Origin of the sequence: Campylobacter sp. RM12642, assembly GCF_020137635.1 — a bacterium.
Taxonomy (GTDB): Bacteria; Campylobacterota; Campylobacteria; order Campylobacterales; family Campylobacteraceae; genus Campylobacter_E.
In genome coordinates, this window is the sequence record NZ_JACGAT010000034.1 from 1 (window position 1) to 14,229 (window position 14,229).

13 protein-coding genes are annotated in these 14,229 nt (G+C 27.6%); 3 read left to right on the plus strand and 10 right to left on the minus strand.

Features of this window, described 5'->3' with window-relative positions:
- Positions 1–289 precede the first annotated feature (289 nt).
- Positions 290–895, minus strand: a complete 606-nt coding sequence (locus AVBRAN12642_RS08830; RefSeq protein ID WP_239803264.1) for a Crp/Fnr family transcriptional regulator — start codon at positions 893–895, stop codon at positions 290–292.
- A 62-nt stretch (positions 896–957) separates the two neighbouring features.
- On the opposite strand from AVBRAN12642_RS08830, the gene AVBRAN12642_RS08835 reads away from it, so the two are divergent.
- Both AVBRAN12642_RS08835 and AVBRAN12642_RS08840 read left to right on the plus strand, forming a co-directional pair.
- On the plus strand, positions 958–1,899 hold the full coding sequence (locus AVBRAN12642_RS08835; protein ID WP_336607268.1) for a 4Fe-4S dicluster domain-containing protein: 942 nt from the start codon (positions 958–960) through the stop codon (positions 1,897–1,899).
- Positions 1,889–2,557, plus strand: a complete 669-nt coding sequence (locus tag AVBRAN12642_RS08840) for a cytochrome b/b6 domain-containing protein (protein WP_336607269.1) — start codon at positions 1,889–1,891, stop codon at positions 2,555–2,557. Before AVBRAN12642_RS08835 ends, AVBRAN12642_RS08840 begins: the two co-directional genes overlap by 11 nt.
- A gap of 128 nt (positions 2,558–2,685) precedes the next feature.
- Here AVBRAN12642_RS08840 and csx20 read toward each other — a convergent pair whose 3' ends face one another.
- From csx20 to cas6, 8 genes are read right to left on the minus strand one after another with little or no spacing between them, the layout of a single operon-like run.
- Positions 2,686–3,057: a CRISPR-associated protein Csx20 gene (gene csx20 / locus AVBRAN12642_RS08845; protein WP_336607270.1), complete on the minus strand. Its 372-nt coding sequence runs from the start codon at positions 3,055–3,057 to the stop codon at positions 2,686–2,688.
- Positions 3,054–4,532: a CRISPR-associated DxTHG motif protein gene (locus tag AVBRAN12642_RS08850; RefSeq protein WP_336607271.1), complete on the minus strand. Its 1,479-nt coding sequence runs from the start codon at positions 4,530–4,532 to the stop codon at positions 3,054–3,056. The genes csx20 and AVBRAN12642_RS08850 overlap by 4 nt, the downstream gene beginning before the upstream one ends.
- A gap of 22 nt (positions 4,533–4,554) precedes the next feature.
- Complete coding sequence (locus AVBRAN12642_RS08855; protein ID WP_336607272.1) at positions 4,555–6,501, minus strand: TIGR03986 family type III CRISPR-associated RAMP protein; 1,947 nt, start codon at positions 6,499–6,501, stop codon at positions 4,555–4,557.
- Positions 6,498–6,926, minus strand: a complete 429-nt coding sequence (gene csx19 / locus AVBRAN12642_RS08860) for a type III-D CRISPR-associated protein Csx19 (RefSeq protein WP_336608242.1) — start codon at positions 6,924–6,926, stop codon at positions 6,498–6,500. The genes AVBRAN12642_RS08855 and csx19 overlap by 4 nt, the downstream gene beginning before the upstream one ends.
- Positions 6,923–8,188, minus strand: a complete 1,266-nt coding sequence (locus tag AVBRAN12642_RS08865; RefSeq protein ID WP_336607274.1) for an RAMP superfamily CRISPR-associated protein — start codon at positions 8,186–8,188, stop codon at positions 6,923–6,925. Before AVBRAN12642_RS08865 ends, csx19 begins: the two co-directional genes overlap by 4 nt.
- A complete protein-coding gene (locus AVBRAN12642_RS08870; RefSeq protein ID WP_336608243.1) occupies positions 8,185–10,221 on the minus strand; it encodes an RAMP superfamily CRISPR-associated protein in 2,037 nt (678 codons plus the stop codon). Before AVBRAN12642_RS08870 ends, AVBRAN12642_RS08865 begins: the two co-directional genes overlap by 4 nt.
- A complete protein-coding gene (locus AVBRAN12642_RS08875; RefSeq protein ID WP_336608244.1) occupies positions 10,218–11,672 on the minus strand; it encodes a Cas10/Cmr2 second palm domain-containing protein in 1,455 nt (484 codons plus the stop codon). The genes AVBRAN12642_RS08870 and AVBRAN12642_RS08875 overlap by 4 nt, the downstream gene beginning before the upstream one ends.
- The gene (gene cas6, locus AVBRAN12642_RS08880; protein ID WP_336607277.1) at positions 11,665–12,426 is read right to left on the minus strand and encodes a CRISPR system precrRNA processing endoribonuclease RAMP protein Cas6; all 762 of its coding nucleotides are present in this window, start codon (positions 12,424–12,426) and stop codon (positions 11,665–11,667) included. Before cas6 ends, AVBRAN12642_RS08875 begins: the two co-directional genes overlap by 8 nt.
- Before the next feature lie 186 nt (positions 12,427–12,612).
- Here cas6 and cas1 point away from each other — a divergent pair, with 186 nt between their 5' ends.
- Positions 12,613–13,581, plus strand: coding sequence for a CRISPR-associated endonuclease Cas1 (gene cas1 / locus AVBRAN12642_RS08885; protein WP_336607278.1), 969 nt, complete (start codon positions 12,613–12,615; stop codon positions 13,579–13,581).
- On the opposite strand, the gene AVBRAN12642_RS09930 is transcribed toward cas1, so the two are convergent.
- A complete protein-coding gene (locus AVBRAN12642_RS09930; protein ID WP_442862368.1) occupies positions 13,578–13,787 on the minus strand; it encodes a CRISPR-associated endonuclease Cas2 in 210 nt (69 codons plus the stop codon). The two genes, cas1 and AVBRAN12642_RS09930, sit on opposite strands and share 4 nt — an antisense overlap.
- Positions 13,788–14,229 lie beyond the last annotated feature (442 nt).

The following is a 14,229-nucleotide window of genomic DNA, read 5'->3' on the forward strand; positions in this document are numbered from 1 at the left end:
TTAGTGAAAAAGTTTTTGAGTTATTTGAAATGGACTAGTGGTAATTGATTGTTGAAAATACTTGGGAAATAAGGGTTTGGTGGAGTTTATGGTTATTAGGATTTATAAGTAAAGTTTATAATATAAATAATTATAAAAAACCAAAATCCTATTTCAAATTATTTTAAATAGCTTTATTTTTAGTATTGCAATTAGAAAAATCATTTAATTTTAAAGAATTTGAATTTGAAATTTAGATTTTAAATCTAGCAATATCTAAGATTTATTTTAAACTCCTGTTTTAAATTCTTTAAGTACAAACAATAATAGCACCTCGTTTTAACACGATTTTATTATCATTTTTCAACTCTTTTAAAACCCTTGAAATACTTTCCCTTGAGCTACCTACTACTCTTGCTAATTCTTCGTGAGTGATTTTTAATTCATTATTACTTGCATTATCTTTTATATATTTTAAAACACGATTTGAAAGCGGCATAAAAGCAAAATCTTCTAAAAATTGCATAATTTCGCTAAGTCTTTTAGAAATAATGTCTAATTTTAGCTGTTTAAATTCTAAATATTTTTCGCTTAATTCTTCTAAATCTTTGCTAGGAATTACCCAAACATTAGTGTTTTTTACAAACTCAATATTAACATCAAAACTAATATTATTTAGCACACAAGAAGCTGATAATAAGCAATATTCATCATTTGATAAATTAAAAATATCAATCTTTCTAATGCCATTATCAATAAATATCTTAATACTTCCATCAATTATAAATATAAGCCCTTGACAATCCCATAAATCATCACCTTTTTTATAAGTCTTAAAAAGACCTTTTTCTAAACATTTTTTAATTAGCTCATTATTTGTAAATATAGAATTTAAAAAATCTTCAATCTTTTTCATTGTAACTTTATCACATACATAATTTTTAAAAACTCTTATACTTTATCAAAAAAAGGAATATTATGAGTTTAGATAGAAGAAATTTTTTAAAAATCGCAGGAATTGCTAGTGTAAGCAAGGTTTTTGCGAATACTAATCAAGAAAAAATGGCAAAACTAATTGATTTAAGCCTTTGCGATGGCTGTGCTAATTTAGCAACACCTTTATGCGTAAGTGCTTGTAAATTAAAAAATAAAGATGTTTTTCCTAAACCAATTAGCGAAATACCAAATTATTATCCACAAAAATTTTATGAAGATTATCAAGACAAAAAAGATGAGATTAATAGGCTAAATCCTTATAATTTCATATATGTTGAAAAATTAAACATAGATAATAAAAATATAAATATCCCAAGACACTGTATGCATTGTGATGACCCAACCTGCCTTAAAATATGTCCTTTTGGAGCAATTAGCAAAGATAATTCAGCAGTTAAGATTAACCCTAATGTTTGTTTTGGTGGAGCAAAATGTAAAGATGTTTGCCCTTGGCACATACCACAACGACAAGCAGGAGTTGGAGTTTATCTTAAAATAGCACCTAAATTAGCAGGTGGTGGAGTTATGTATAAATGCGATTTATGTGCTGATATTAGTATTCCTGCTTGTGTGAGTGCTTGTCCTAAAAACGCAATGATATATGCAAATAAGGAAAAAATAAAATTACTAGCCCTAAAAAAGGCACAAGAATATAAAGATTTAGCTAAAGATGATGGCACATATATTTACGGAGATAAACAAAACGGCGGAACTGCGACTTTTTATGTATCGCCGATTTCATTTGAAAAAATTCAAGAAGCAATAAGCAAAAAACACGCAAACAACACTCAAGGAATAGCACATATGAAAGTAGATATAAATAACAAAATAACCAGTAATGACAAAATTATTAAAAGTGTTTTATTAAGCCCTATTGCAGGTGTTTTAGCAGGTGTTTTACTAAGGAAAAAAAATGAAAATTAAAAGACAAAGTATATTTAATCAAATAACTCATTTAGGAATAATGATTAGTGTTTTTGCGTTGATTTTTAGTGGTATTTTGCAAATGCCTGTCGCAAAAAGATATATGATTTATAAACTACCTTTAATGTCTTGGAGTGTGGATTATTATATTAGTTTGATGATTCATTATATTTTTAGTATTAGCTTGATATTTTTTGTATTTTTGCATATTACATATTATATTTTACGCAAAGATTTTTCAATACTTCCAAAAAAAGGTGATATTAAAAAAAGCATAAAATTAATCTATGCAATAATTTTTAACAAAGAAGAAGAACCTTGCGAAAAATACCTACCAGAACAACGCCTTGCGTATTTAGGACTTGTAATTATTATGGCTGTTTTGATTATTACAGGGCTTATTAAAACTTATAAAAATTTAGCAGGAATTTCAATTAGTGAAAACTCTATATTTTTAGTAGCATTACTACATAATATTGGAATGTTTTTAATGATTTTTTGGATATTTATACATTTATTTGCTTTTGTTTTTAAGACTAATAGAGCACTTTTAGGTGCTATGTTTGGTGGAAAAATTGATGCTAAATATGTATTAAAAAGACATAAATTATGGCATGAAGGTGTAAAAGCCGCTAAAAAGGTCTTAAATATGTTATGAGCTTTACTAGCTTATATCGTAATTAAAATAATAAAATTTATAACAAACAATACAAATATTGTATAAATCAATAAATTATTTTATACAATTCATTGACTTATAAAATACCCATAATAAAATATAATTTTTTAAAATTCCCTAAACCTTATATGTTTAAAAACGCTTTGTTTTATACCATTTTCATCTTTTAAAACTTCTCTTTTTGTAGTGGAATAAATGGGTTTTAAAGCTTTTGATTTAGCGTAATTTATAAGTTTAAAACACAAGCCAAAATCCCCACTAATAAGCACATAATCACCTTTTTTGGTGCTTTCATCGATATATTCATAAAAATCTCTTGCATAATCATCTAAGTTATCAAGCTCTGGCGGGACATTGGAAAACTTAGTTTGCAAATCCTTTGGCAAGGCTTTAAATTCTACTATTTTTAGGCTAGTTTTAGCGTCGTTTATTTGCTCATCGCTTAATTCGTGTGAAAAAAATAAGTGCATAGCAATCATTTTACTTTTGCCTTTATGTCTAAAATCAATTTATCTTTTAATTCTTGACTAAAATTTAAATTATTAAATATTTCATCATAAGAATTAAAAAATTCTTCTATTCTAGTTTTATAATTGTTTTCATAATCATCGCTAAAGGCATCACAATGAGACATTCTATTCCTTAAATCAGCTATTTTTTTAGTTAAATTAATCACAGAATTAAATAATTTTATATCATCAGGAAAAGTGTTTTTATACTTAGTATATCTGTGATTATTTTGATTTACATTTGGCTTAGTTTCTTCAAAACTAAGTAAAAAATTTCTAATTGCTTTATATTCAGAATAACAATATTCATATTTAGCCCTATCTAGTTGTTGTTTAAACTCATTAAAAATATGTAAATATATAGATTCAAGTAAAAACTGAACGCAATTTAAAAAATAATCGTGTTTTTTATAAAGCACAGCTAATTCATAATAAAAAGCTCTTTTAGGCTTGATTTTACCATTACCTGCTGACTTGATATTTACTTTATTTAAGCCTTGTAATTCAAGCATTATCTCATTTATTAAAGGTTGCAAATTTAAAAGACTTTGCAATGGATTTCTTTCGTAATAAAAAAGATTTTTTAAATTTTTATTTATATCTTGAATTTGATTTTTAAAAAGCGCGTCGCTAAAACCTTTTAAAGCTAAATAAAGCGGATTATCAAGGTTATAATCAGGCACTTTTAAGCATTGTTTAAAAGTGCTTAAGACATTTGACATAACCATATTTTCAACATATTCATCAAGGCTTATAAATTCATATTCTTGTTGTTTGATTATCTCCTTTGCCACGATGAAATTTATCTTAAAATCTTTATTAATATTAGCTTGAATAAGCCCTGCAAAAATAGCCAAAATCGTATTATCTCTAAAGCCGTGGGTAATATCTATTATGATTTTTTTATACTTATTTGAACTAAAATCATTTTTTAAATCATTTATCAAATCCCCTAAAAATTTAGAATATTCTTTCTGATCAAACTCTTTTGGGGTAATTTTATCACCATAAATTGGGCTTTGCTTTTTATTTGATAATTTTGTGCCGTATAGTGTAAAGTCAAAATTATCGTTATTAAATTCTTTAAGCAAACACTCCGTAGCACTCCACATATCAAGCTTAATCGTATCTTTTTCTACTTCAAAAACCTTATAAAAATTGCTTGTTAGAATATATTGTGCTTGTTTTGGTTGTTTTAGTCCTTTTGTATTTATATCTTCTTTGCTTTTTATTTGAAAATCTTCTACATCTTTATAAGTATTTGTCATACCTAAAAAACTAATGATTTTTATTTTGGTTTTGCCTTGTAATGGTAAATTTTCGTTGGTTTGCTCTGCGCTTTGAGGGTTTTGCGTATTTTCACATTGCATTTTATTTTCCTTTTTATCAACACTTTTCTTTACAATTTGAAGTCCTTTTCTAGAAGGTATTTTTATTTCACTCATTTTTACACCTTTTGCAAGGCTTTTAACCTTGCTTTTTTATTAATTCACTAGGGAGTGGCAAAACCTTATCTTTATGCTTAAAATCGTTAATATCCATATATCTACTATCAATATTTTTTGATTTTTCATAATTAAGCATTATTTCTAGCTCTTTTAGTCTCGGCTCTTCCCATAAGCTATTATTTTTTGAACCAATTTGCTCCAAAATCTTGCTTTCAAACGCCTTTATATAGTCTTTTTGCTCGTTGATTAAACTTAGCTCACATATGCCATTATCTGAAAACAAATTCTCATAACTTTTAGCTATATCATACACGCTTAATTTAGCATTTATTTCAACACTTCCAAGCCCAAGTGGTTTAGCTCCGCCAAGCTTATGAAAACAATTTTTAGGCAAGTTCAAAACAAACATTAAAGCACCTAATTCATAATCTTTTAGATTAGAAAATCTGATTTTACCTTTAAAATTAACACCACTTTTTATAGCTCTTATAACATTTTTCATTTTTTCATTATCTGGGCGTTGTTGATCTGGAATAAATTCATAATCCTTTTCATTTTTTGTATCTTTATGGTGATACATTTTATAGCCTCTTAGCATTACATCATCATTATAATGTTTAACGCTACTAACTTTTGATTTTAAGCTATTTTCTAAATACATATTATAAGAAGTTGGTTTTGGACCTTGCAAATTTTGAGTTCTTGTTTCTTTTTGAAAAATATCTTTTAAATCACTTACTAGGTTTGCATCTTCAAAGAACACCCTAGAAGCAAATTTGCTTTCTTTACCAAAAATACATTCTGTTAAATCAAAATCATTTTCACCAAATTCATACTTAGGTATATGCTCTTTTACGCTTTTAAAATAAGGTATTCTAAAATACGGTGTATGACCAAAAAATACATATTTTATCCCTGCTCTTTCATGTTCAACAAAAAAGCACGGAACTCCGTTTGGGTATTTTTCATAATCATTTGCAAGCTTTACAAGGTTTAAAAACTTTTTATCCCTTTGTGGCTGTCTTTTATTATCAGCTTCGTAAAGCTCTATAAGCTCATAATCAAGACTTATTTTATCCAAAGCCTTTAACTCATCTTTGCTTAGTTTTTTGAATTTAAAATATGTTTTTTTAGCACTTTTAATATTTTTGCTATGATTAATTTTTGCCGTTGTAACTCCTGTATAAACTATATATTTATCACCAACCAAGTTAATTTCCATACTTTTATTTGCTATTTCTTGGCATAACTTTAAAGCATTTGGGTGCTTTTCTAATTCACTCAATCCTTTTAGATGGTTATCTTTATAAATACTACATTTATATGCTTGTTCTTTTGTAGCTTTATAAATTACATATTTTCTCTCGCTCTCTTTTACAAAATACCCAAACTTAGCGTTAGGTCTTGGCACCCCATCTTTATCTTTGCTTGACATTATTCTTGCATATTCAGCTTTAAGCGTGCTTTCACCTTTACCTGCCATATTTCTATAATAAAAAGTAGTTAGATTTGTATTTTCAAATTTGCCATAACTTACGATTTCTACAAGATTTCTTATCATTCCTCTTAGGCTTGAACCTGGAATTTTTGGAGTTGCTCCGTCTATACTAAAGAATTTTTTAACTTCTCCTTGTTTTTGTTCATCACCTATAAAAAATGGTGTTTTTGTGGTTATTGTTAGGTTTATTTCCCCACTAATTCCATTAAAATTGTCAAAATCATCAGGTTTTTTAAACTTAGCAAACTCATTTTTATGATTTAAGGGAATGAAATTATATGAAGCTGTAGCCTTGCCAACAATTCCACCTTCACTTTTAGTGCCACCTGATTGTTTTTTATGATTATTAAAATTAGCCTTTTCTTGTGCTTTTTCTTTTGTTTGCTTTTCTTGGTTATTTCTTTTAGCTATTTCTTTTTGTTTATTTGTTCCATTATTTGCAAAAAAATCTCCAAACGGATTATTCATCTTATCTCCTTTATTACATAGCCTTTTATATAAGCTTGATTTGTGTCTTCGTGATAACCTATAATGTCGTATTTTTCTATGATGATTTCATTGTCCTTTTGTCTTTCAAGTGGCAAGTAAAACTTCCCACCCCTACCATCATCTACCTTGCTCCAGCCATTTTCACAATCCACAACTTTGCCTAACATTATTGTTGTACTATTTATTTCATCACCTTTAAATTCATAAAGCCTTGAATTATCACCCCAAAAATAAAGCTCTTTAACCTCATCAAATGCACGAAATTCTAAAATCTCATCTTTATTTAAAGTACTAATTCCTGATTGAAATTCCATTTCGCCGTTTGTTACCTTACCAAATAGCATTTTATCCTTTGTCCATATGATGATTTTTGCATTATCAAAATCTTTTAAAAGCTCTTTCATTTTAGCAACTCCTTAGCTATCTCACTCATCTCGTTTGGCTTTAACTCTTTGCCGTTTTCATAAGCGCTAAACTTACCACTAAACACCCCACGACCGATATTTTTACCCCCACCAACGGCTAAAAATCCAGCACACAAATCCCTTGCTACAAAAAGCATTAATGCTTTTTCTTTAGGGCTTGGGTTTTTTAGCTCTATACTTAGATTGATTTTGCCATCATAAATAACCTTAGCATCAAACAATGCTCCATCAATGGTCGCCCCACTAAATCTATCTATTTTATTTCTTTGATGAAGTTTTTCCATGACGTTTTTAATTTCACTTTCACCAACCCTAACTCTTGATTTTTGAGTATCGCCTGCTTTTTTAGTATCAGTATTTTTATCTACTGCGTAACCAAAAAGCTCATCTATAAAATCATCGCCTAAATTAAAAGTATTTGCTATTTTTAAAGCTTGATTTTTAATAGCACCTTTAAAGCTTGTCCCGCTTGCTATAAATTTGTCATTTTCTTTAAGACTAGCTACTTTTGCATTTTCATCATAGTTATTTACACTACCAATTAAAAGTGAGTTTGTGATATCCAAATCAATTTTTATTATAAATCCTAGTTTTTTGTCTTGTTTTTCTAGAATTTGACATTGTGCATTTTCGCTATTGTTTAAGAAATCCTTATATTTTTCAAAATCATTTGGAAATAAAAACTCGTATTTTTTAAGCTCTAATTTGTTATTTTCAGTATCTTTAAAAGCAAATCTACCAAGACCTGACATTGTTTTAGCACCTATATTTATTTCACTTTGTAAGATATCTTCATAAGCTTTTATATCATCATCTAAATTATCATTTTCATAAATGTTAATTTCACTTTCAAAAACAAAATCCGAACCAGCTGAAATAACTTCATAATCAAACAATGCTGTATCTTCTGCTATATTTGTTGTAGGAACTATCTTTATGCCATTTCTAATATTAACTTGATAATTACTTCTCTCATCTAAATAACAATCATTTAAAATAAGTCTACTTTTTTCACTCTTTTTATTATTTTCAGTTCCTAGCAAAAGACACTCGCCAAGCTCACTTTTTAGCACTCCAGCTAGACTTGTAGCGCTAATATAAGGCTTATCAGATTTATCCTTTAAACACATGCTATCTATGAAATCGCCTTCACTTGAGCCTATTTTAAAAGCTGTTTTATTTACTAAAGTTCCTTTATAAAATATCTTTTTTATTAATTTTTTATGCACTTCTTGGCTCATTTTGTCTCCTTTCTAGCTTGTTTGAGTTTGCTTATAAGTGTTTTAATTTTTAAATAAAACAAATACTCTTTATCATAGTATTTGTCATAATTTGGTAATTTAAATTTTTCAATATCAATACCGCTTAAATTAAGTCCTTTTTTATTTCTTTCCATTTTGTCTAAAAATTCATTTTGTTTTCCATTTTGCTTAGGCTTAAACTCTTTTTTAAACAAATCTATTATAGATTTTTCGTTATCAAATCCTATGATATTTAAAACCTTTTCAATTCTTGCCAATTCGCTTTTTGTCATTTTATCTTTACTACGATTTTTACATTCTGGATATTGAATTTCATAGTTTTTATACTCATTGCTTAAAAACACTCTTTGTTCTAGGTCTTTTTTTAAGATATTTTTAAGTGCCGGTTCTATGCTCTTAAGCTCATCATCACTTAGTTTTGGTTTTTCTAGTTTATTTTTAGAATTTTGATTTGTTTCATTATCTTTTTTATCACTTTTTAACTCTAAATTATCAAAACTTTTATAAGCTTTAAGCCACCCAAAACCAAATTCATCTTGAGTTTTAAGTTGCACTAATTCCTGATTTAAATTCCCGCTAACCTTAAACACACTACCTATGCTAAATCCCATTACTTGTGGGGTTTTACACTTGTAAGAATTGTTATAAAATTGTGCTTTTTCATATCTTGAAATTACGATTTTTTCTAGCTTTAATCCTTGTTTTTCTAGTTCGTTTTTAAGTGCGTCAAGACTAGGTTCAAATCCGCCAATTTCGTTTCTTAATAATACCGGACTAATTGCCACTAGATAAAACTCATTATTAAAATTACTTTCTTTATTGCTTGAACTCTCAAAGCTGATTTTTACCCTACCATATTGAGAATTTGCACTTTTGCCAAGTCTTAAAACCTTGCCATCAAGTTCGCTAAAATTCTCTTCATCCATTAGCTTTATAGCAAATTGTTGCCCCTTGCTAATTGCTGTGTATGAGAAGATTTTGTTTTTATATTTGCCTTCACTTTCATATTTTTCAAGCTCTTTAAGGCTCATATTTTCTTTATCGGCTAAGCTTACATGGGTTTTATTTATAGTGCTTATTTTTGCTTTAGCTAAAACGCCATTTTTTATACTTATATATCCACCTATGCTTGATTTTTTCTCTATTTTAAAATCATTATTTTTCTTTAGCTCTTCTTTTTCTTTTGCTTCATCAATTTCTGTGTAAATTTTCAAATTTTCTTGTGCACATTTAAGTTTTTTAAGGTTCATCGGTGCTGGATAAAAAATATTCTTATCATCATAAAAATAAGCATTTTGTGGCTTAGAATACTCCACCCCAAGCTTTTTAAAAGCACCTTTAATCGCACTAGCACTCAAATATTCCTTAGTATCAATGGTATTTTCATCGCCACTAAGATTTGTAAGCACCACATCATCAAGCAAAGTAAAGACCATAATATCCCCACTTTTTTTAGATATTTCATTGATTTTTTTATTTTTTATTATTTCGCATTTTACTTTACCAAAACCTCTAGTTCTTTTATGCCCTATATAACGAAGATTTAGGCAAATTAGTTCTAAGTCTTTTTGAAATTCCTGTTTGAAATTCTCATCAATCTCGCTTTCAAATATAAGCCCTTTATCATAAGCCCTAAAGCGTCTTAAACTTCCTTTTTTAGCTACTCCACGCTCATCTAAGCTAGTTTGACTTAGCACTACTGAAAAAGAGTTTTTAAACAAATCTGGCTTAAAATCATTTGATAATTTTTCTAAAATATCATAATCTTGCAATCTCGCATCGCTTAGTTTTATAATGCCTTCGTTGTTTTCATCGCCAAAAAGCCTAAGCACATTTATATCTTGCCCCATAGAAACAAGCTCATTTGCACTATCTTTTAGCATTCCCTTTAGGCGTTTTGCACTGATATATGGCAAGCCGTATTCATTATAATCGCAATCCAAATCTATTAAAGCATCGCCGTTGCCATTTGTAATTATCGTATTACTTAAAAGTGTAATTTTTAATATCATTGTCCGTCCTTTTGTGGGTAAAATGCACTTAGTTCTATTGCATCAAATAGCATATTTTTATGTTTTATTTCGTCGTTTTCTAGTAAGTCGCTAGGCTTAAACTCATCGTTTTCGCAATAAATCTCAATATATTTTTTAATATTTTCATCATCATTGTAAAACAGCAAATCCCTAATTTTCATCATCTTAGACCTTGCCATTTTGTTTAAAATCTTAACAAGCTTTAAAAGGTCATCAAAATCATAATGTTTGCATTTTTCGTTTTTATTTATAAAATATCCTTCGTGGTTTATGTATTTATTCTCGCCACTTAATCTCTCGCTTGTATAAGTCTTTTCAAGGTAATTTAATCCTGATTTTACTTGATTTGAAAGAATTAAAAATGCTAGGCTTGATTTAGAATTATCCTTTTTTGCTAGTGTTTTTGCCTTACTTGCTAGCTCTTCGCTAAGCTGATACGCCCTACTAAACGGCGTTTTAGCCTTGCATATTACTATCCCTGCACTTGCATAAAGACTATCAAAATATTTTTTAGAAGCATTTTCAAGCTCTTTTATAAAAGTCTTACTAAGCCAAACCCCAAGCCTACCTTCACTAACAAAAGTAAAATCATCTCCGTTTAAAATAATCGGTCTAATAGGTAGATAATATTTATTTTCTTTTTTAAAATCATCTTTAGTGATTTTTATATCTTTAAACTCAAAACCATCATTATCTAAGTGATTAATTAGCTTATCTATCATTTTCTCAAAGGCTTCTTGCATAATTTCATCAATTTGTTTAGAAAATTCTTTAGATTTTTCTTTACTATCAAGCTTTTTTACCTTTTCACTAAGTGCATTGATATCGCAATGCACCACACTTATAAAAGCGTTATTATGAATATAAATATCATCTAACTCATTGCTAAATTCATATCCTTTATTAACTAAATACTTATCAAATCTTTTAGCATTTTCTACCATCTTTCTTTTACTAGCTGTTGCGTTGCTAAACTCCCCACTCTCATTTACACCGATATTTGAGCTAGGGCATAATCTTTCAAAGCCAATATTTAATGAATGCGTAAGTGGATAAAAGCTGTTTCTAATATTATCTAACTCATCTTTAGCACCAGCGATATCTTTTTGATAATCCCCACTCATTTTGTAAGGCACTAGATAAGGCACTAAACTAGGATAAGTTTTAAGTAAATATAGGCTGTATTTTTCTATAAATTCTCTTGCAATTTCAAGCTTATCAAAAAACAAATAAGCATTCCCGCCACCACTAAAACAATCCTTTATCTTGCTTATCTCAAAATTAAATTCCTTACAATTTTCTTTTATTTTTGCAACATCACTCGCAAGGGCTATAATCTCACTAGCACCTATCATATCTTTAAGTTTATTTGAGCTAAAAATATATTCTTGTTTAGCCGCTATATCAATTAAAACTAGATAATCACTCATTTTCTATCCTTTCTAAATCAATTTTGCCAAAACCAAAAGCCGTATGTTTTCCGACCCCTATAAGCCTTGCAATCTCAAGCAATCTCACGCACTCATCACTAAGGTTATAAAAATCAATTTCGCCAATTTTTGCATAAAAATTCATTTTTTTGCTTTGATTATTTGAGTATCTTAATAATTTATAGTCCATTAATCTTTGACTAAAAGAAAAATTATCATCAAAAAACACTCTTTCGTTTATGCCATTTATTTCATTAAAACGGCGTTTTAACGAGATAAAAAAGCTAAGTGGGTTAAAATCTGTGCTTTTATCATTTATCATAAACGGGGTTTTGAAAATCACTTTTATATTTTTATAGGAATTTTGCGGGATTATTTCAATACTTTTTATATCTTTATTTAATAATTCACCTTTATTACTCATAAAAGGCTCATCGTTTAAAAATATTTTTTCATAATCATATTTTTGTCTATCTACTCCAAGCCCTAAAGCTCTCATTTGCTCCATAGCCAAAGCAAAATAAGGGGTATATTTTATATAATCATTAAAAAGATAAATACTAAAATCATAAGAATTAAAATCAATTTCTAAGCGGTATTTTGAACTTGCGTTGTCTTTATTAAAAAACATCTCAAATATATTCTCATCAACCCTTTTTAACGCCCAACCCAAAGTCCCCCGAACAGCCGAGCCATTAAACTCATTTTTAGGCTTAATATTTATGCCTTTTACACTTAATTTCACATATCTCACCACACCACCTTATTTAAAAATAATCAGATATTATCATTCATCATTTGAAATTTATTTAATGAAATAGCAAATAAAAAAAGGAATTTGCAATAAGAATTATAATAATTTTATTGCAAATAAGCCTTTATTGATTGTTAATATTTAAAGCTAAAACTTAGATATATTTAAATCCAAAAAGAGAAAATTATGAATAATTCGCAAAAAACATCAAAACAAGTCTTGCATATAAACAAAGCAAATCTTAGCTTGGTTAAAGATAATGAATTTATAAGCATAAAAGATAATAAAGAAACTATAAGCAAAATCCATCCAAGCAAACTAAAATCAATTATCATAAATACAACGATAACAATAAAATCAGATGTATTATTTTTAGCAGCTTTATATAAAATACAAATAACATTTATAAATCAAGCCTTAGATAGTATAAGCTTGTATAAAAACCAAAGCTCAAGCAAAACATTGTTACTACAAGCAAAACTAAGTGATGAATTTAAATTAGAATTATCAAAGCAAATAATACTAGCAAAATGCAAAAATCAATGTAATTTCATAAAAAGAATGGATAAATATCACAAAACCTATAAAAACAATATCTCAAATATGAAAGAATATATATCAAAAATCAAACAAGCTAAAAACTCTCAAGAGTTACTAACTATTGAAGGAAAAGTTGCTCTATGGTATTTTGATGTATTTACAAAAAGATTTAATGATTATGGTTTTATAAAACGCCATAAAAAAGGAGCAAAAGACATTATCAATATGAGCCTAAATTATCTTTACGCCATACTTTATAACAAAATTCAAAAACTTATGATAGATATCAATATAAATCCATATTTAGGATTATTTCATTCAAATAATGATAAAAACACTAGTCTTGTATATGATTTTATTGAAGAATTTAGAGTGTATGTTGTAGATATGATTGTATTTGCGTGGTTTTCTCATCGTCCTAATGCTAGTAACGAATTAAATAGCGAACTTAAAGCTAAGCTTGGCAAAATGTTTGCTAAAAGACTTTTAGATACTTTATATTATGAAGGCAAAAATCTAAGCATAGATGAAATAATACAAAAACAATTAAAAAAACTAAAAATAGCAATCACAACAAATACAAAATACAAAGGTTTTTGTCCTAATATTTGCTAAATAATATTGAAATTATCTACGATTTTACCTATTGTATGACTTGGTATTTGCATTTTGACTGGGTATATTTTGATTATATCTGTTTTAGGATTGATTAGGGATTTGAAATATTTTATAAGTTTATTTAATTTATCACAGCTTATATTTAATTCAAATACACTTAAATTTATTCTCTCACCACAGCTTAATAAAGTATCGTGGATTATCTTACGAGTTTTATAGAATTTATATCATAACAAACTATATAAAGCATTTAATCTCTTTTTTTTTTTTTTTTTTAAACCATCATAATCATTTTTAGTCTATAAATCTATGACTATCTAAATAAATTAAAAGTTAAAATTCTTATTTAAATTCTATATTTTTCAATATTTTCAATTTATGGAATTTAAAACAAGAAATATCACTCTAAACCCCATTTTATCATTTCGCATTTACCTAGTTTTAGGCTTAAAATCAGCTTAAATATTTTAATTTTATGGGTTTTTGTGAATTTTTGCTTGGCATTTTCTAAAATTTATTTTTGTTTAAGATTTAAAAGCCCTAATTATGGGCTTTTTAGACTTTAAAAATTTCTTAAAATCAGAAAATGATAAGCAAATTAAAAATTTTTATGATGAAATAAGCGTTTTAGTAGTGAAATTTAAC